This is a genomic window from Desulfosporosinus hippei DSM 8344 (genome assembly GCF_900100785.1).
GTDB lineage: Bacteria > Bacillota > Desulfitobacteriia > Desulfitobacteriales > Desulfitobacteriaceae > Desulfosporosinus > Desulfosporosinus hippei.
The window spans coordinates 1-18,221 of the sequence record NZ_FNCP01000009.1 but is presented as its reverse complement, the minus strand read 5'-3'; the positions used below and the strand labels follow the sequence as shown (position 1 = coordinate 18,221).

Sequence of the window (18,221 nt, the reverse complement as noted above, 5' to 3'; positions counted from 1 at the left end):
ATTTCATGATCTGTTACTTCAAAGCAAAGAGCTTTCTGTACATATTCACAAGAATATCTACTTGATCGGAGATAGAATCCCAAAAGATGCTTCTGCTCAAAATTCAGATGGATAATTGTGAAACATCAAGGAGAATTCATACAATCTACAGAATAAGTAGGTATGAAGAATTTTGAAAAGAGGATAAAAGATATGAGAAATCCCCCTTGGGCGAGGGACGAATTGATTTTAGCGTTAGACCTATATTTTAGAAATAATCTTACTCAAATGGACAAAACCAATGATGAAGTTATCAAGCTTAGTAAGATTCTTAATTCCTTGCACATTCATAGTTCTATACCTGATGAGACACTTTTTCGAAATCCGAATGGAGTGACTATGAAATTAGCAAACTTCATGCGTTTTGATCCTAAGTCCCACGGATCAGGGTTGGCGAGAGGTGGAAAATTAGAAGAACAAATATGGAATGAATTTGCGAACAGACCTGATTATCTTAGAAAAGTCGCTCAAAGTATTATTGATAATGGATCAATACGCGAATCTGAAATACTTGATGATGAGGAAGAGGGGTTTTCTGAAGGGACAGTGTTATTTCGCAAGCATAAAGTAATTGAGCGTAATCGTAAAATAGTAAATGAGGTAAAATCAAAAGCTTTAGCAGAAGGAAATTTAAGATGTGTCGTGTGCAAATTCGACTTTTTTAAAGTATATGGAGAGGTCGGATACGGTTATATTGAATGTCATCATACAGTTCCAGTGTCCGAATACACGAGCAATATGAAAACCAAGGCAAAAGACTTGGCGTTGGTTTGTTCTAATTGCCATCGTATGTTGCACCGTAGAAGACCTTGGTTAACAATTGATAGCTTGCAAAACTTAATCAGTCAAGATGAGCATTGAGGATTAGTTTGGTGAGGTCAAAATTGTCATGTTACCATATCAAACACACAGAACGTCACAGGTTTTGTCTTAGATAATACTTGTTATACGCTTAGGATTAGTAACTTGAAATGACTCATCAAAATGAGGCTTGCCATTTTTATAGGATAAAGCAAAATAAAAAGCATGTTTAAAATTTAAGATGAGAAAATTGAGATTAAATATTAGCCGTCTAAATGTAAAAAATTCAAACTGGTTTCGGGAATCCTAACATTACATGAGATTACTACTCAATGTTTTTCAATAAATTTGAAGATTTTATTTATGAGTCGAAAAATGTCTAAATCATCTCCAGATTCTGGTTCATATCGTAGAACGAAATGTTCATTAGCTTGATAAAAAACATCTTTTTCTTTGTCTTTAAGTCTCTGTTTTTTCTCAAGGTGTTTTTTTTCATCGCATTCAATGATCAGGATATCGTTAATAATATAATCTGCTCTAATTTTATTCCTTTCAAAGGAAACGGATCGCTTAATATCACAAATTCCTTCAAAGGTTGTATTTAAAATTTCGCCAAGTCTATTTTCATTTGACATAAAGTCCGTTGTTGGAACTTCTTCTAGATGTACTTTTAACCAATCGTATGGAAATATGTAGATTTCGATTCTTAGTTTTGTAGAAATTTGACTACTCTTTAAATGCTTACAAAAGGCTATTACTGCTTCCATAGGAAATAGCCATATTTCACCTGCATTGGATGCTCCGTAAAAGTCTTTAAAGCTACGGAGTATAGAACCCTTAATTTTTCTTGCCCCATGATTGAAAAAGCGGGCTTTGTTATTATCAAATACGCGATACACGCTATCTTTTTTTACTTCATAGTACTCCGATATTTCCTTAATGGTCATAACTTTGTAAGGAATTTCACCAAATGATCCAGCATTCATTGTGGTATAATCGGGTGATTTAACTCGCTCAAGTAATTCTAAACAGATTTCATCAATTTGCTTAATCGAAGTTGGTTTTTCCATGTATTTCTCCTCAGGGCAAATTTCGTTTTATTTTGGCACAGAGTCTTAGAATATACATAAATCGTTAGATGGGGAAAAAAGTTAAATTTCTTTTCGTTGTCGAGACTTTTCTCTAAGGTAAGAGAATATGGTCGTGAAATATGGCTTGCGGATGCGGATTACTCTGCTAAAAATAAGACCTTTTAAATATAAAGGAGTCCTTTCTGAGGACTCTTGTATAAACACTAAGGCTGAAGTCTACTTTTCAGAAAAGTTTGTAAGTTTTTATCCCTACAATACACATAACAACCCTTCATTCCACGACTCAATAATACCTTGTAAATATTTTTAACTAGAGAGGTTAATTCCTCAGGTTTACTCTTTAAACCCTTTTTGCCCGTTGTATCAAAGTAATCATTATAACTCGAATAAAGTTCCATTTTTGATGGGTTATATTTTAAGTCATTACCAATAATGACACCCACGTAGTCAAATTCTAAACCTTGAGACGTATGTACGCAACCAATTTGATTTGCTTTTTTATCATCAATTGCCCATGAATAAGAATTTGACCTGCTATTCCAAGGCATTTTGAAGTTGTGTTCAGAGATGTCTACATCAGATACCTCTGCATTTGCGTTACCATTTTTTTCAGCTGTCCATTGCCAAGCAAAACCTGCAAGTATCCTTGCTTTAAATCCTTGTGTGTTTTTTTCTTTAATTTTATCCAATAGAATATTAGGTGAGTCAACAATTTGAAATTCAAATGAGCTAACATCCCAACCATCAAAGTTCGCCGTATCCTTAATTTGAAAATTATGATCAACCCAATTTAAAAATCCTTCAGCACCTGAGCAACGGAATTGAGCTTCTAATTTAACTTCCACAACCTCTGAGCCATATTTAGTTGCCACCTCTTTGACAGCTTTAATTGTACCAATATCATCAGGTCTTATTCGCTGATTATCATCAATAAAGAACACATTTACTCTTGATGCTTTTATGATATCCTCAATTTGATTTTCGCCCTTGTACATGTATGCACCTTTACCCTTTAATCTGTGGGCTTCATCAACAATAAGGACATCAAATTCGTCATTTAACGCATTATAGAATTGTCCTGAACCTGCAAAGAGGATATTAAGACGTTGCTTACTATGCTTCTTATTATTTGATAGCATACTGACCATAGCAGTTCTAAAAGAAGCATTAGGAGCGATAAACTTTAAGTTCTTTCCCCTCTTTAGGAGTGCAACGAAAGCGTTCATTGCTACAACAGATTTTCCTGTGCCAGGGCTTCCATTAATGATAATAGTCCTCTTTTCTGGGGCAGTTGTTGCATATGTAATAATGTTCTCATAGGCTAATTTTTGCTCGTCCAGAAGTGTGTAAACAGCATTACCATCAAACATATCAGCTACATATTCAATGAATTTTTTTGATGGCTTAATCTTCCCATTTTCAATTTGATACAGAATGTCTAATCCATTTCCTTTTCCTACATATTTGTGGATAAAAGATTCTAACTTGGTGTTATCCTCCGAAAAGAAAATGGGTGTACCTGATAAGATATAAGAATATTGAGGGAGAGTTAGAGGTTCAGGATTCTTTTTAACGTAGTTATGTAAATATGCACACGCATATGGCGTTAAATTGTTCGTGTATACAGCCTCATTCATATCTGAAATGTATCTTTTGTAAGACAATGCTTGATAGGAAGGATGTGCTATTTCCCTGACTCGACCTCCCACATATGCAGTTACAATATCTTCTTTTTCAGTTGCTTCAGCTTTATCCCATTGTTTGAGTTCGATGATCACAAAATTGTTATTATTGCTTTCGTCCTGACCAGAAATAATGAAATCTATTCTTTTGCTTGTTGCTGGTATGTTGTATTCGATCAAAACACCGCAATCATCAGGAACAGCAGACTTTCTGATTACTGTTTCCATGAATTTTAGAGAGTTATTCCATGCTCTTTTTTCGCCTTGACCTACTCTTCTGCCGAATTTGGAAATATATTGAGTCTCAATATCAGGGACTATTTGATTGTTATCTACAGCATTCCGAAATCCAATCGCACTATTTTGATATATAATCAAATATTTACACATCCAATCTGCTTTTGATAGCGAATATGCCTAAGTTAAGACAACTGTTTAGAATAGTTAAACTTCTGAGTGCTTTTTATTAGACCCTTTGCACTTATCGATGGGATATTTTGCGTTATTAATTTGGATTTTTCTAATGAGTTCAGCAGTTAAGTCAATATCAAACATTTGGGCAAATCTTAAAACGAAAAAAAGGACATCGGATAATTCCTCAGTAATTTTTAACTTCTTAATCGAATCGTTAAACATTTCCTCAATTTCTGAAGAGGACTTAAATCGAAAGTGGTCAAGCAACTCAGCAGATTCTGTGATTATTCCGATAGATAAGTCCTTAGCGTTATGAAATTGATCCCAATCTCTCTCTACGCAAAAAGTCTTAACGATTTCTTTAAGTGCGGACAAAGTAGTATCGTTATCCATAAAAATCCTCCTAATATTGGTCAAACTAAGTGCTACATATTAACATCTCTAGCTCTATAGCTCTAGCTTATCACAAATTGTTCCAGTTGAGCGATGAAATTGCCTCCTTATGTTAAGGAGTGCCGAAATGTAACTGTAAGAACCCAAATACAAAAAGTATAGAGTAGAAGCTTGCAGTCAGGTGGAAACTGTTCCAGTAGATGAAAAAGTCAAAACCAGACTTGATGTGATCTGTAAGGAAGTGGATGTGAACCTATGTCGCTTTGTTAGAATAAGTGAGATTGACTAGGAGGGTGTCACCTGAATAAAGTATATAAGCTACTGTTGCTCTTCTGTGCGTTAAACATCATCGATTACTATACAACTATCTTTGCTATTAGCCATGGGGCAATCGAAGGAAATCCATTGGCAGGTTACTTTGTGGATCGTAATGCTCTTCATTATTTCAAATTCGTCGGAGTTACCTTTCTTTGTATCTATCTGATTCATGCCTCAAAACGGAATCGGAAAAGCCAGAAGAGAGTAATTAGGGTGCTATGGGGGGTAAATTTGGCGTACAGTGTACTTGCTATTTACAACGTAACTGCATGTTTTATCCAGAAGTATGATTTTGCTTTGAGGTAAAGGAATTGATTCGGTATATGAACAACAAGAACATTGAATGTCAAGGACATTCACAAACCCTATCGACTAAGGGTTTTGTTTTTTTGCTTGCTTGACAGATTGAATCTGTCTAAGTATAATGAGGTTATAGCAGACTCAATCTGTCTAATGATAATCTTTAGGGGGAATTTCAAGTGATTATTGGTCTAGAATACATTGCAAAGATTTTTCAAGTAGAATACAAAACAATTGCAGAAATCTTAGGTATTAGCCCCAAGACTGTGAATGACTGGGTTAAGGGAAGAAAAAATATACCAGAAAATCGTCTTAAACAACTTGCCCAACATTTTGAACTTAAAGAAGAATATTTCCAAAAGGAACTATCCAAGCCTGAGGCGATAGAGGTACAAATAAAAAATGTAATACGTCAATCGCAAAATGTAGATGTTGAACGAACTATTGTTGACGAACTAGGAAAGGAACATTTAGTTATTGAAACAGTTAATGACTCTGAAGCTTTAATCCAACTACTTAATGAGGAAAAAGCAAGGGCAAGTCTATTGTCAGAAATAAGCAAGATGGTTGATGTTGACAACGGAAAAGAATATAATCTGAATTTCTTTCAAGACTTAGTTCGCTTGATCAAAGAGGATAGATCTAAGCGTTTAGTATTCTTACTCATAGGGTCTATGAGTCGAGCTATAGGTAATGCTAACTATGGAGTAAAGGAAAATGAAGAAGAAGTTGAATTTATTAAGGCGTTTAGAGAGTTGCTTCCGTTATATGGTTTAAAAGGTAAAAAAGGAGAAATTGTCAAACGTAAAAAGGTATTACCTCCAGAGGAAATCTGTTCAACTAAAAGTAGGAGGAAGGGTGAACGGGATAAGAAGTTTTTGTTAGAGGGAAAGGATCAAGAAATTTAAATTATATTAGTAAAAGCTTTGGTGGGCAATTTCTATCCGAAATATGATCGGCATTTGATTGTTAATCGTATTTAATTAACTATGAAGGGGGGCGATGTAGATGGTATTATCTTTTTTTGAAAAGTGTTTTGGGTTCGGTTAGATATATCTAAATAAAAATTACATGAAATGGTTTCCAAATATTTTGGCTTACATAATCAAGAAAATTGATCGCATTAAAAATTAGGAGGAAAGAAGAGAATGGGCAAGAAAAGGAAGGATCTCACAGGTCGTAGGTGTGGAAGGTTAATAATATTAAAATCTAAGAGAGAACGTAATCATATTTTTTGTTACTGTACATGTGATTGTGACAGTGGAACAAATAAAAGACTTGTACATAAAATTAAAGAATATCAAATAAAAGAGATGGGTAGAAAATCATGTGGTTGTCTCCGTGGTGATAAACCTTCAGAATATGGTTCAACTTACTTAGGTGAAATGCCTAATTATATAACGCTACAGAAAAAATGGGATAGTTATTGGAATAAGTGCTATAATTCAAAACAAAATTGTGATTATTCAAAAAAGGGCATAATTATGTGTTCCGAATGGGCTGATAAAAAAGATGGGGCATTATTATTTTATGCGTGGGCTATAAAGCGTGATTTTGAAGATGGCGATCGTATAAAACGTATCGATAAAAGTCTTGGCTACTTCCCAGAAAATTGTATGGTTGTTAAAAAACAATCTAATAATGCTCTAATGAAAAAACAATTCATAGCCAAGGGAAAAAATATAACAGATCGCATAGATAAGACACATAGATACGACCAAATCAATGTTTTTCACAATTCAAAGGTTAATATTCAATATCTTACAGCAAGATGAAAATAGGTAAATTTTTAATAATATTAGTACTTATAAGATTGGGAGGATTGGCATAATAATATACCAAAATTTGGGACGCTTATAGAGTTCGGAATTTTCTAATATGAATAGCAATCCTCCTATCTATCAGGAGGAGAATATCGAAGATATGAGGGTTAGTGAAGTTGTAACAATAGAAGAGATAAATAACTGGAATAATGGTGATACGATCACAATTAAAGCAGGCACAGGGGCAGGTAAATCATACTTTATTAAAAATATACTGTATGCTCTCGCCAAAAGAGATGGTTCAAGGATTTTACTGTTAGTTCATAGGACTAATTGTAAAAATCAATTTATAGAAGAGATTAAAAGAGATGGTAAAACAGATGTTATACATATTGAAACATATCAGAAGCTAGAACATAATGAACTTATAAAAAAAGACTGTGATTTTTCTACATATAAGTATATCGTATGTGATGAGTTTCATTATTTCATGTCAGATGCGGCTTTTAATAAAACAACAGATATATCATTAAATTTAATTCTAAAACAGGACTCTGGAATTAAGATCTTCATGTCTGCTACAGGTGACAATATGAAATCATATATAAATATGATTAAAGGTACAGACACTATAGATTATGAGCTACCTATAAATTATGACTTCATAGAAAGTTTAGCATTCTATAATAAAGATGAAACACTAGATTTCCTAATTGAAAAGGTAGTAGAGCAGAAGTACAAAGCTATATTTTTCGTTGACTCTGCTAAAAAAGCCTATGACTTATATAGAAGATACCCAAAACATTGTTTGTTCAATTGTAGTAGGAGTAATAGCGAATTCTATCACAAAGTTGACCAAACTAAAATAAATAACATGCTCAGAAATGAGCGTTTCGATGAGCAAATCTTAATTACAACAACTTGTATGGATGCAGGGGTCAATATCATTGATACTAACCTAAAGCACATAGTATGCGATGTTAAAGATATTGGAACATTAGTTCAATGTATCGGTAGAAAAAGAATACAAAACAAAGATGATAAACTCCATCTATATATCAAAAATATTAATAATAAATCATTGGGGGGCAAGGAAACTAAACTTAATAAAAAAGTAAAGATGGCAGATTATTTGCAAACTCATACAGTCAAAGAATTTATTGAAGAGTATCATAGAGAATATGATGCTAGTAATATTGTCTATGATGACACTGTTAACGACGATGATAAAGGAACAAAGAAAGTAAATGAATTAATGTTCTTTAAAGTCAAAAATGATCTGGCTAATATAGCTGAGATGAAGAACTATGGTGAGCATGGGTACTGTAAATATATGCAACATATGTTTGGCGTTAAAGCATACAAAGTTATTGAGGAAGATCATCAAATAGATAAAATAGTCAAATATGTAGACCAAGTTGTTGGTAAAAAGTTGACTAAAGAAGAAAGACAGGAACTAATTGATATAATTGATTTAAGAGATTCAAGAAAGAGACAGCAAAAATCAATTAAGTCATTAAATACTTATTTTGAAACGAATAATATGAGGTATTTAATTGTCAATAAATCATCTAGTGAGATGATTAACGGAAAAAAGAAAGGGTATCGATATTGGGAAATCATTAAGATAGCCTAAATTAAAATTACCTACAAAAATAGGAATAAGCTTTATAATAGCCTTATCAAAAATTTGTAGGTAAGGATAAATTATCAAATAAATTTAATATGTTCATGATGTAGGAAAGCATCGTTAATTCATAATTGGCATTAGGGAAGTATCCCTAATAATTTTAAGGAGAGATTCTAATGAAAATACATTGGCATGATTGTATAGAGAATGAAGCTTCTTATTGGGAGTGGACTAAAGATGGTCGCAGAATAGGGGTAAGCTACGGCGAATATTTCTTTAATAATAAACCGATAAAAGTAACCAGAGATGAAGATGGCGAAATTATCAACTTTAAGTATATAAACGATGAGAATTAAGAATGATAGATAAGTCATTTAAGGGATATATAACGTAGATATATCCCTTCCTTATTTTGTGAAGGTAAGATTAGGGCAGTACAGATGTCTTTTCAAGATATTTAGCGTTGATAGCTAAAGGGAAATTGTTGATACCTCTAAGACTTGTGGATGATATTGTGAACCCTGTTATATTAATCGAATCATTAAAACCTACTGATTTTTGCTGTAAGCCTTTTCCAGTTTGACTAAGTAATTTATTGTGAACTCAAGAGTTAAAAACTACATAATGATTGCTTTGAGAGGATAAAACCTTATTAACGATTAATTCTTTGAATATTATACGATGAAGACATGACTAAGAAGTTCTGTAAGTGAATTTATTTGTAACAAAAATTGCTAGCCTGATAGTTGAGCCGTTTTTGTTTGTACATAAAGGTAAAAGGTAAATACTTGTCGAATTGGAACATAATATATTGAGTATGGTAACTTGCTAAAATTGAACTACTGAGAGTGCATTTATGGGTATACATAAAGGAGTTACAGCATGCCAATCGATGAAACTGAAAAGTTGCCTCAAAATATCCAACATTTACTCATGGAAATCGGCGAAAAGTCTGTTCTTTTTAGATTATACTTGCTGACAAAAAGTACTGGATGGGAAGTCTATCAGAACTTAGGAGAATCAGGATGTGACCTAATTTTATTGAATAGCAAGAGCGGAGATAAAATTAAGATTGAAGTGAAGACGAGACAACGATTATACACGACAAGCAAAAATGCTGTGGGGACAGTCCATTTCACATTAACAGAGAACGAGTATAAAAACTGTAATTTTCTGGTTGCTTATTGGGTTGAGAATAATTTCTTTTTCATTGTTCCTAAGCACGATCTTAAACCAATGAAAAGCAACGAAAAGACGCTATATAAATTTATTGTTAGAGAGAATAAAATTGGGACATTAGATTCTAATAGTCAACATTACTTAAATGATTGGAAGCCAATACTTGAAGCAATTGGAGCATCCTAAAGTAACTGGGCTGTATCAACTGATGAACTAAAATATATGGAGGGGTCTAGCGTGGCTGATACGTCAAAATTGAACGAGATAACAAAGTACATCCTTGAGGAATTAGGCAAAGAGTTTGACACTAAGTTCATTCAGAAGAAAGTTAAAGTTGGATCAAAGGGTGTGGAAAGAAAATTCTCAGGAGTATCTGTTGACTCCAAAATAATTGTTCAAATTTGTCATCATAGTGGCAGGACAAAAGGTGGTAGTTTACCTGTTGGGAAGATTCATGGGTTATATGCCAAATGTTATCTCATGGAGAAAGCGAAAGCCGAAAAGAAATTTATTTACTTTACGAATAAGCAATTCTATCAAATCTTTACTAGAGAAAGTGAAGGAATTATTGAGGGGATTGAACTTAAAGTATATGAGGAGTTACCTTTAAAGTATCAAGAGATATTAAATGAAGTGATAAAAGGTGCAAGTGATGAAATGGCTATTGGATGATTAACTCTGCAGACAACTGATATTGTAAAGGAAGTATGTGTGATATGAAGTCAGAAGAAGAATTGTTAGAACTTTTAAAAAACGAAGGTTTTTACAGTTACAGAGTCCATACTACTGAAACAGAAATAACTCATACTTTACAATTAACGAGCATGGAGGATTTGCTAGATTTTTCGTGTAAACATAAAATTGACACAATGTTTTATAGTTATAATTTGATTGACAAAGATGTGTTAAGTATAACTGATGAAACAACATCTCAGCTTAAATTAGGTGAGGATGAATTGTTAATTTTACAAGAAAAGTTTGATGAGTATAATGATCGTTTATCTGAAGTTGATTATAGTAAACCCGTAGCCCTAAATGTTTATTGTATATATCAAGGAGTTATTTTCTTTATTCAAGAAGAGGATTACTGGTTTCTTGAACAAGGATTTGGAATGCCAGAAACAGTTTGTATAGAATTAGCAACTGAGAATTTTGAAGACATTCTAAAAGAAAAGGAAAAGAGAAAACAAAACATTAATGAGGGCAGAAAGGACTTACGTCAGCAGATTTTAAATGACGAAGAGTTTCATAGATGTACTAATCAAGAACTAAGAAGACAATTTGCAAATAAAATGTTTAGGAGTAATAGTGTAAAGCAACAACTTTTTTATAGTGAAAAAGAAGGATTATATGATATTTCAATAAATTCTTTCGTGGAAGATATTTGGAGAGAATACAAATCTTCACTAAAAAAGCATCTGTAAAGAAATAGATATTATAAACAAAGTATTGCTTGGAGGGTGAAGATTGTTACATAAGGTTTTGAAGTTTTATAAAGCAGAGGTTATGACTTATAATTTAATATTTCGGTATTATAAAGGAACATACTTTTCCTTTTGGATTTCATATTGGCTATTTTTCATTGCAATTTTACTAATATATTTCAGCATCGTATTAAAAATATTTACATTCTGGATATTAGTACCACTTATGATATTAGGAGCATTTCTTGTAGGTTCATTTTTAACTATAAACTCCAAAGCAAAGAAAAAGGTTTTGGAATATGGAATACAACCAGCGGGCTTTTTATGGAAGACAGACGGTTATAAATCTTATCAAGTTGATCTATTGCAAGGTTTTTTAACAAACCATAATATTCAATCTGAAGCTAAAATTAAATTGCTAATAGATTATTTGTATAAGGAGATTGAAGATAATAAATTACCTTCATTTGTCACTCCAAGTGCTTTTTTAGCATTGTTCGTACCTCTTTGGATACAGTTCATTACTTACGTTTTCAAAGGGGTGTCCAGTATGGAGATGGCAGTAGCAACTACTATGGGTTTAGCTGTGATAATTCTAATATTGATCGCTTCACTTAACATAATAAAAATTTCCTTTATCGAGATTAAGGATTCAGTAATAAGCAGTAAAATCCAAATGATGAGAGATCTTGCAAAGCTACTTGAGGATTTATTGTTAAGGAGTCCCATATCTTAGGGTGAAGTAAGTAGTCTGGAGTGTAATGATATGAGTATCGATAAATCCTTTCCAGAGCTTAAACCTGATGAGAGAGACAGAGAATATAGAAGATACACAGAGGAGCTTAGAGACAGGGTTATATTTGAATTCTTATTCAACGGTAGGTCAAATAGATGGATTGATGAAAACATCCTGCTCGAAAATCAGGAATATTCACGAGGTTGGTTTTCGATGGGAATATTACACCATTTTGGTTTAAGAAATCCTCACAAAGGGTTTTTCAGTAAATACGATATGAATGACGCTATCAAATATCTTACTGAATTAAATAAAGATCAATATAATCCTATTATTGGAGCTTTGAAAAGATATGCTTTAGGAACATATGACTTATACCTTGAAAATAGCCTAGAGATGTTTCTCGTGAATCGTGAATCCAAGAAGTTACTAAAGAAAGTTGGTAACTCCCAGTATACTGATGGTGTCAGAATAGACAAGGAATTCCATGAGATATTCAATCCAGAAGATAGTAAGTTTTTTGTGCCACGAGGAAAAGCCAGAGAAATTAAGGTGTTATTTAACAATAAGATATTCTCTGCCGAATATAGATTTGAAGATCAGACAGACAAAAGCATTGTCTTGCAGAGTATTAGATTCAGAAAAGAGCTGAAAAAAGAATTTGAGAAGGTATTTCCAACTCCTGAAGGTGAATTCACAATAGAAGTTGGTTCGGATTTATGCCATTTTATCTTTAGCCACATTGCAGTAACAATTGAAGAGGATCTTGATCCTGAATGTAAAGATGAATATTCAGAGGGCAAAGAATATTACCGTTTGCATAGAATGCGTGAACGCAAGTCTGGTGTAGTAAAACAAGCCAAGAAGCTATTTATTAAGAAGCATGGCAGATTATTTTGCGAGGTTTGTTCAGCTGATTTCCCTAAAATATACGGTGATAGAGGGAATAACTTTATTGAAGGTCATCATCGCAAACTTGTTTCAGAAATGAAAGAAGGAGATAAGACCAAAATTGAGGACATTGCGATGCTGTGCAGTAATTGTCATCGAATGATTCATAAGAAACCGATAATTTCTGTAGAAGATTTGGCTAAGGTAGTTAGAAGACAAACAAAAGTACAATAATGCAATTTGCTTGCCAACATTTAGGTATTGTAGGGTTTTTCTGTTCTAGTTTGTTTCACACCATGTTTCGCTGTCAATCTGGAATAAAGTGTCTTTAAGGATGTTATATCGTCTATTTAGTTATTCTGGGGGTGTCAATATGGATAAATATCGACCATTACAGCAGTTTCTCGAAAAATGCAAGGGACAAACGGTTACTCTTACCTATGAACAAATGGAAGGGATCATTGGAGGTAAACTTCCAATGTCCGCTCATAAATATCCTGCTTGGTGGGCGAACGGAGGACATTATTATGCTGATTCTTGGTTAGAGGTCGGTTGGAGGGTTGATGAAGTTCGATTTAGTGAGTCGGTGACTTTCAAGAAACAGTAGAAATACAAGGTGGGTTGGTTATATGGATGAGTAAAGGTAGTGAAAATAGTAAGTAGTAATGGTAGGTGATCATGCAATGGAAGATTCTATAAAGTATTTCAGAGAACTTCAGCGTAACTGTTCTAGCCAGCTATATGGAAATTTAGAAGAAGTATTGATGTATAGAAAAAAGCAGTTAAATCTTAACGATAAGAAGCTAAAAAAGATTGTAAAGAAGTTTAAAAATCGTTCATTCTTAAAATATGAAGAAAAATTGTATAATCAGAAGATTGCGAAGCCTTTTCTTGATGTTCTTCCCCTTGAGGTAAGCGAAAAGTTAAGAGATGTTTATATTGGAATATTACCTACCTATAAAATTAATGCTTCGGCGACGAAAGCACCACATGGAAAACCAATTATCAAATTGCATTGCCAATTAATGACAGCAATAGCACATTATAATGAAACACAAATGTTATATGGTGAAATTTCAAAGAATAGTGAAGCAAATGATGATTTTTTATGTAAGTCTTATTTAGAAATATGTAATTGCTTTATTTATCAACCTTATTTACCAAAGATGTCTTTATTACCGCCATTGTTAAATCAGGAAAAATTACAATTGGTATATCGTAAGACTTTTTTGCATGAGTTATTTATAATTGCTCATGAATATGCACATATCTATTTAGGTCATTTAGAAATAAAAACAGAAGATAAAACATTAATGCAAAAATGTGAGTTAGATGCGGATTTGCAAGCAGTTAAATGGATTTTTGAAGCAATTAATAATAAAAAGATGAAGGGATTCCAGTCACTGCCATATTACTTTGCGATTGAGATTTTTGTGTTATTCCATATATTGGAGGTAAACTCAAGCACTTATAACGATGATAAAATTATTACTGATTTACATAAAAAATTAACTCCTGAAGAATATTGTATGAGAAAAATGAACTTAATAAATGAGTATATTAACTTAATAAATAAAGATTTGATTACTAATGATCATGATCATCCAAAAGCAGTAGTGAGGTTAGTAAATATTCTTGTTAACACAAAGGATTTAATTGATGAAGAAGGACAGAGGTTTCTATTAGGTATGCTTCATAATGTTGTATATTATGAAACTTTTAAATTAAACTCTTAGTTTTTAATAGTTTGTTTCAATAGGACATACTTCATGAATCTTCACGAAACATATTTCAAAACGGCATTGAGAAAGGTAGGGTTAGCCCCTACCTCTTTACTTTATAAAGAATTAACTTTTTCGATCATCTTAGTACGACTTGGATTAGTATAAATGAGTGTTGTATGAATGTTTGAATGACCTGCGATATTAGCAACTTCAGCCACAGTTAAACCTTTCTCTAAGGCGTGAGAGCAAAAGAAGTGCCGTAGTTGGTGAGGGGTAATACTTTTAAGTTTTGCACCTTTACAATATTTATCAAGCATTTTATTTACTGTAATACGGTCTAGGCAAGAGTTTTTATTTGAAACAAACAAAAACGTACTGTCCAGTGCAGTTTTATAAGTGCTTCTCTCATTAGTAATGTAGTCTTTAAGGCTAGAGAGAACCTTATCATTGAGGTAAACTGTTCGTTGTTTATTCCCCTTGCCGTTTCGGATCATCAGTTCCTTGGTCTGGTATATATTATTACATTCAGATAAGGGAATAGATAAGGCTTCGGAAATCCTTAGCCCAGTATAAGCAAGAAGATTGATTAAAGCATAGTCTCGTTTTGAACCTTGCTCTAAAATCGCCTGTCTTAACTGATTTACATCTTTCTCAGTTATTGTAGCAGGGGAGGCGTATTCTTGTTGAACCTTGAGCATCATTTTATCGGTAATAATAATATCATTCTGTATACCACTATCTACGAGGAATTCATTGTACTTCTTTAAGCTACTTAACTTATAGTTAATGGTTTTAGCGTTTTGGCGTTTTATGGTTTGCAGGTAGGATCGGAACTCATCGATGTTTTGCTTAATCAATTTAGTTGGTTCTTTGCCGTAGGAATGAGAAAACCAAGTGAAATAATCCTTAATAGATCGAATGTATCCTTCAATAGTGCTATGAGATTTGTTCTGAGTCATAAGATATTCCTTGAATTTGTCAATCATTTGGACTCCTCCTAAATTGTGTTTCGTCCAGATTTGCAGAGCTTTATGTAAATTGTGTTTCGTTTTCTATAGTTATTGTACCTCTTTTAACAAGAAAAGTAAACACAATTGATGTTGTGTTTGCTTTGTGAATGTGTGGTGATTCCCTTGATAACTATCATTACAACCTAACATCAAAGCGAAATCTAACAAGGATAAGAATAGTTAATCTAAACTCTAAGCCAAGCTCATCAACCTTTCTTTTATTACGGTATATAAAAGAAAGGATCATTTATGAGGTGGTGGGACATTAACAACAGTTTGACACTGTTTTAGTCGCTAAAACATGCATAGTACACCTTCATCCATCGGCAAGATATTTGAGGGCTTCTACCGAGTTTGTCTTAAAGTTATTATATTTAATGATATGGAGCAATTGAACTAGTGATGAGCCATTTCGTTTATTGTTTGGAGAATGGGAGATGATGGATGTCAGAGTAAACCCCTTTGTTAAGTGTGATTGTGTGTAGTACATCTACTTCCATAGGAGGTCACTTTTGACTACAGTAAATTATCCAACAGTAGTAACAAGAAATTTAATCGATTTTCTAAATTCAATTCGTAAAAATTCAGGGATTATAGATATGACTGTTAGATTTGGTCTAAGGAAAAAGGCAATAGTAGTGTTTCTGATGCACTTTATGGACAAAAACATTAAGTCAAATTAAGAATCTTTTATTCCTTTGGATAAATAATGAGCGGATTACAGAAGGATATAGGACACAATTGTAAATGAATTAAACTATTTAAGGCTTCGAGAAATAATCGTATCTCCCTAAGGTATATATGTTTTAGCCAACAAAAGTAAATAAAAGTGAACGGGCAGGAAACAACAGGGAATTTGGCGAATAATTTGTCACAAGTATTATACGATTGGACGTGATGAAGCAAATGCCAAATATTCCGTATGACCGACCAGGAAGGCAAAGACAATATCTGAGTATTCAAAAACATCATCGAACAAGTCGCAAGAAAAATGCTAGTAAATGGGAGTCTGTAATAAAGGAAAAGGAAAACTTTGATATCGCCGATTTCGGCAACTTTAGTAAAACCTTAGGGAATCAGTCATGGGAAGATGATAACCAAAACCTCTGGGGATTTTTGCCCGATTTCGAGGTTGTTGGTACAAGAGGAGAGCAATTTGGATTCTTCCCTAAACCCACAAATACACACGATAGGTGGCACGGTTACCCGATTATACCATTTAAAGGTGGACATAATATTTCAAGTAATTTACTTGAGGTGTGGATAGATCAGGAATTAATTGATTCCGATGATGTTAGCACTTTGATGGGTGGGAAAATACTATGATTACTAATGATAATAGTCCACTAAACCATACCATTACGTCGCTTCATTGTTACCATAATTCTTTGTTTGTAGCCTATTTAAACGGAAAAATTGAAATTATACCACTGTACAAAAACTTTTCTGGTTACTTTTCTAGATTAACACCATTTAACATAGATAATTTGAACAACGATAGCATAATCATTGACATGCAGACGTATAGAGAAACATTATTTACTTCAACTCATCAGTTTCTATTTAGTTTCGACTTAAGAAATAATAATCAACCACAACAAGTTTTCGAAAAGCGTATCCCTTTTTGCACCAAAATCAAAATAAATCATAAACGACGGTTACTGTTTGCTTTGTCTGAAACTAGAGGGTTAGTCGTATTGAACATTTTCAATCCTAATAGTCCCCAATATCTAACAGATATTGAAAATAAGATTATCGATAAAAACGGACATAGCTATGTTACTGATATTGATGTCAATGATAATACTATTTTCCTTGCGTTACGTAGTAAAGGTATAGTTAGAATTGACTTCCTTCAAAATGAATTTAGCGTACCCTCAGTGTATAAACAGATTAAGAAAATTTCGCTGACTGAACCCCAAGAGATCAAATATTCTTCATTGACTAAGTTGCTGTATATTATTGATGCCAGCGAAGGTTTGATTCTTTTGAATACATCAAATAATGAAGTATTGTTCAGTAAACGGTTACCTCAAAATGATATGCCAAGGAAAATAATACTACATTATAAAGATGCAGTCATTCAGGGGAGAAAGGGTGTATATTACTTTAATTTTAAAGAGGAGACCCTTAAAATGATATTCAATTTCAAAATAGGCACAATGACCAAGTACCACAAACAATTAGTCTACTCAAAGCAAAACAGTTTAAACTTATTAGTTTTAGGTAAATTAGATGAACCCAAAAAGACAGAATTGATTGATTCAAGTGCCAGGTTTACACGAATTGATAATTACTTTAATAACGAATTAACCCCTTTAAAATAATTAATGCCGAAAGTAGAGTTTAAATATTTTAGTGTACGATTATTCTTTACTCTTTTTATTGGGACACGGTACGGTTGATACTCAAAAGACGGGTATAAAAACGCCTTCTTTTGTTGATAAGAGGTGGGCAGTACTTCACAACAATTAGACCTTTTTAGACCAGCTATAAAGTTCATAGTTCATCTGTGTCAATCATAAAGTTATCTGAAAAACTTCGACTTTATCTTTGAAAGCTACTTCAAAACATTGGACTTCGATATTCTTTCATCAGATCAAGGGATTGCTTGCGGATCTCAATAATAATAATGTAGCGTGTAACACTCACGCTGAAGCCATTAAGGCTCAGGCGATTATTACTAATGCAATGCGTCATATCCCTATTATTTGTAATGATGGTAACATGTTGTGAATGGTAAAATAAACTGATCGGTTTTCGGACAGGAAAACGGATCGGAATTTGGCCACAAACTGATCGCTTTCATCTTGAAATAATACAACT

Annotated in this window: 19 protein-coding genes; 15 read left to right on the top strand and 4 right to left on the bottom strand. The window is 33.1% G+C overall.

The annotated features are described in order from the left end of the window. Positions 1–162 precede the first annotated feature (162 nt). Entirely contained in the window at positions 163–900 is a 738-nt protein-coding gene (locus BLS16_RS09430) for an HNH endonuclease (protein ID WP_207649743.1), read from the top strand. Positions 901–1,169: 269 nt separating this feature from the next. Here the strand turns inward: BLS16_RS09430 and BLS16_RS09425 are convergent, their stop codons facing one another. From BLS16_RS09425 to BLS16_RS09415, 3 genes are all read right to left on the bottom strand, one after another. Then, positions 1,170–1,910: a hypothetical protein gene (locus BLS16_RS09425; protein ID WP_092332646.1), complete on the bottom strand. Its 741-nt coding sequence runs from the start codon at positions 1,908–1,910 to the stop codon at positions 1,170–1,172. Between the two features lie 224 nt (positions 1,911–2,134). Continuing rightward, positions 2,135–3,991 carry a DUF2075 domain-containing protein gene (locus tag BLS16_RS09420; protein ID WP_092332644.1) on the bottom strand — a complete coding sequence of 619 codons (1,857 nt, stop codon included), beginning with the start codon at positions 3,989–3,991 and terminating at the stop codon, positions 2,135–2,137. Positions 3,992–4,057: 66 nt separating this feature from the next. Continuing rightward, entirely contained in the window at positions 4,058–4,420 is a 363-nt protein-coding gene (locus BLS16_RS09415) for a nucleotide pyrophosphohydrolase (protein WP_092332642.1), read from the bottom strand. A gap of 324 nt (positions 4,421–4,744) precedes the next feature. Here BLS16_RS09415 and BLS16_RS24870 point away from each other — a divergent pair, with 324 nt between their 5' ends. The 12 genes from BLS16_RS24870 to BLS16_RS09355 all read left to right on the top strand — a co-directional run bounded on the left by BLS16_RS24870 (position 4,745) and on the right by BLS16_RS09355 (position 14,397). Next, entirely contained in the window at positions 4,745–5,044 is a 300-nt protein-coding gene (locus BLS16_RS24870; protein WP_092332640.1) for a DUF5658 family protein, read from the top strand. A gap of 173 nt (positions 5,045–5,217) precedes the next feature. Further along, positions 5,218–5,946, top strand: coding sequence for a helix-turn-helix domain-containing protein (locus BLS16_RS09405; RefSeq protein ID WP_092332638.1), 729 nt, complete (start codon positions 5,218–5,220; stop codon positions 5,944–5,946). A gap of 240 nt (positions 5,947–6,186) precedes the next feature. After that, on the top strand, positions 6,187–6,813 hold the full coding sequence (locus BLS16_RS09400) for a hypothetical protein (protein ID WP_092332636.1): 627 nt from the start codon (positions 6,187–6,189) through the stop codon (positions 6,811–6,813). Positions 6,814–6,916: 103 nt separating this feature from the next. After that, complete coding sequence (locus BLS16_RS09395; protein WP_143015519.1) at positions 6,917–8,437, top strand: DEAD/DEAH box helicase family protein; 1,521 nt, start codon at positions 6,917–6,919, stop codon at positions 8,435–8,437. 170 nt (positions 8,438–8,607) lie between these two features. Then, positions 8,608–8,787, top strand: coding sequence for a hypothetical protein (locus BLS16_RS09390; RefSeq protein ID WP_092332632.1), 180 nt, complete (start codon positions 8,608–8,610; stop codon positions 8,785–8,787). A gap of 526 nt (positions 8,788–9,313) precedes the next feature. Continuing rightward, on the top strand, positions 9,314–9,796 hold the full coding sequence (locus tag BLS16_RS09385; RefSeq protein ID WP_092332630.1) for a hypothetical protein: 483 nt from the start codon (positions 9,314–9,316) through the stop codon (positions 9,794–9,796). Positions 9,797–9,847: 51 nt separating this feature from the next. Beyond that, entirely contained in the window at positions 9,848–10,282 is a 435-nt protein-coding gene (locus tag BLS16_RS09380) for a hypothetical protein (protein WP_092332628.1), read from the top strand. A 44-nt stretch (positions 10,283–10,326) separates the two neighbouring features. Continuing rightward, positions 10,327–11,034 (top strand): hypothetical protein, encoded by a 708-nt coding sequence (locus BLS16_RS09375; protein WP_092332626.1) that lies wholly within the window; start codon positions 10,327–10,329, stop codon positions 11,032–11,034. Between the two features lie 43 nt (positions 11,035–11,077). Then, the gene (locus BLS16_RS09370) at positions 11,078–11,770 is read left to right on the top strand and encodes a hypothetical protein (RefSeq protein WP_092332624.1); all 693 of its coding nucleotides are present in this window, start codon (positions 11,078–11,080) and stop codon (positions 11,768–11,770) included. A gap of 30 nt (positions 11,771–11,800) precedes the next feature. Further along, positions 11,801–12,895 (top strand): HNH endonuclease, encoded by a 1,095-nt coding sequence (locus BLS16_RS09365; RefSeq protein ID WP_092332622.1) that lies wholly within the window; start codon positions 11,801–11,803, stop codon positions 12,893–12,895. Positions 12,896–13,034: 139 nt separating this feature from the next. Further along, a complete protein-coding gene (locus tag BLS16_RS09360; RefSeq protein WP_092332620.1) occupies positions 13,035–13,268 on the top strand; it encodes a DUF7662 domain-containing protein in 234 nt (77 codons plus the stop codon). A 76-nt stretch (positions 13,269–13,344) separates the two neighbouring features. Continuing rightward, the gene (locus tag BLS16_RS09355) at positions 13,345–14,397 is read left to right on the top strand and encodes a hypothetical protein (RefSeq protein ID WP_092332618.1); all 1,053 of its coding nucleotides are present in this window, start codon (positions 13,345–13,347) and stop codon (positions 14,395–14,397) included. A gap of 101 nt (positions 14,398–14,498) precedes the next feature. Here the strand turns inward: BLS16_RS09355 and BLS16_RS09350 are convergent, their stop codons facing one another. Beyond that, entirely contained in the window at positions 14,499–15,371 is an 873-nt protein-coding gene (locus BLS16_RS09350) for a tyrosine-type recombinase/integrase (RefSeq protein ID WP_092332616.1), read from the bottom strand. 912 nt (positions 15,372–16,283) lie between these two features. On the opposite strand from BLS16_RS09350, the gene BLS16_RS09345 reads away from it, so the two are divergent. Both BLS16_RS09345 and BLS16_RS09340 read left to right on the top strand, forming a co-directional pair. Continuing rightward, positions 16,284–16,721 carry a hypothetical protein gene (locus BLS16_RS09345; protein WP_207649742.1) on the top strand — a complete coding sequence of 146 codons (438 nt, stop codon included), beginning with the start codon at positions 16,284–16,286 and terminating at the stop codon, positions 16,719–16,721. After that, positions 16,718–17,722, top strand: a complete 1,005-nt coding sequence (locus tag BLS16_RS09340) for an LVIVD repeat-containing protein (protein WP_092332612.1) — start codon at positions 16,718–16,720, stop codon at positions 17,720–17,722. Before BLS16_RS09345 ends, BLS16_RS09340 begins: the two co-directional genes overlap by 4 nt. Positions 17,723–18,221: the final 499 nt, after the last annotated feature.

Excerpts from the sequence above, each read along its gene's own strand:
- BLS16_RS09430 (WP_207649743.1), top strand. The coding sequence starts at position 163 with ATGAAGAATTTTGAAAAGAGGATAAAAGATATGAGAAATCCCCCTTGG.
- BLS16_RS09365 (WP_092332622.1), top strand. The coding sequence starts at position 11,801 with ATGAGTATCGATAAATCCTTTCCAGAGCTTAAACCTGATGAGAGAGAC.
- BLS16_RS09385 (WP_092332630.1), top strand. The coding sequence starts at position 9,314 with ATGCCAATCGATGAAACTGAAAAGTTGCCTCAAAATATCCAACATTTA.
- BLS16_RS09425 (WP_092332646.1), bottom strand. The coding sequence starts at position 1,910 with ATGGAAAAACCAACTTCGATTAAGCAAATTGATGAAATCTGTTTAGAA.
- BLS16_RS09400 (WP_092332636.1), top strand. The coding sequence starts at position 6,187 with ATGGGCAAGAAAAGGAAGGATCTCACAGGTCGTAGGTGTGGAAGGTTA.
- BLS16_RS09395 (WP_143015519.1), top strand. The coding sequence starts at position 6,917 with ATGAATAGCAATCCTCCTATCTATCAGGAGGAGAATATCGAAGATATG.
- BLS16_RS09355 (WP_092332618.1), top strand. The coding sequence starts at position 13,345 with ATGGAAGATTCTATAAAGTATTTCAGAGAACTTCAGCGTAACTGTTCT.
- BLS16_RS09340 (WP_092332612.1), top strand. The coding sequence starts at position 16,718 with ATGATTACTAATGATAATAGTCCACTAAACCATACCATTACGTCGCTT.
- BLS16_RS09390 (WP_092332632.1), top strand. The coding sequence starts at position 8,608 with ATGAAAATACATTGGCATGATTGTATAGAGAATGAAGCTTCTTATTGG.
- BLS16_RS09350 (WP_092332616.1), bottom strand. The coding sequence starts at position 15,371 with ATGATTGACAAATTCAAGGAATATCTTATGACTCAGAACAAATCTCAT.
- BLS16_RS09415 (WP_092332642.1), bottom strand. The coding sequence starts at position 4,420 with ATGGATAACGATACTACTTTGTCCGCACTTAAAGAAATCGTTAAGACT.
- BLS16_RS09360 (WP_092332620.1), top strand. The coding sequence starts at position 13,035 with ATGGATAAATATCGACCATTACAGCAGTTTCTCGAAAAATGCAAGGGA.
- BLS16_RS09375 (WP_092332626.1), top strand. The coding sequence starts at position 10,327 with ATGAAGTCAGAAGAAGAATTGTTAGAACTTTTAAAAAACGAAGGTTTT.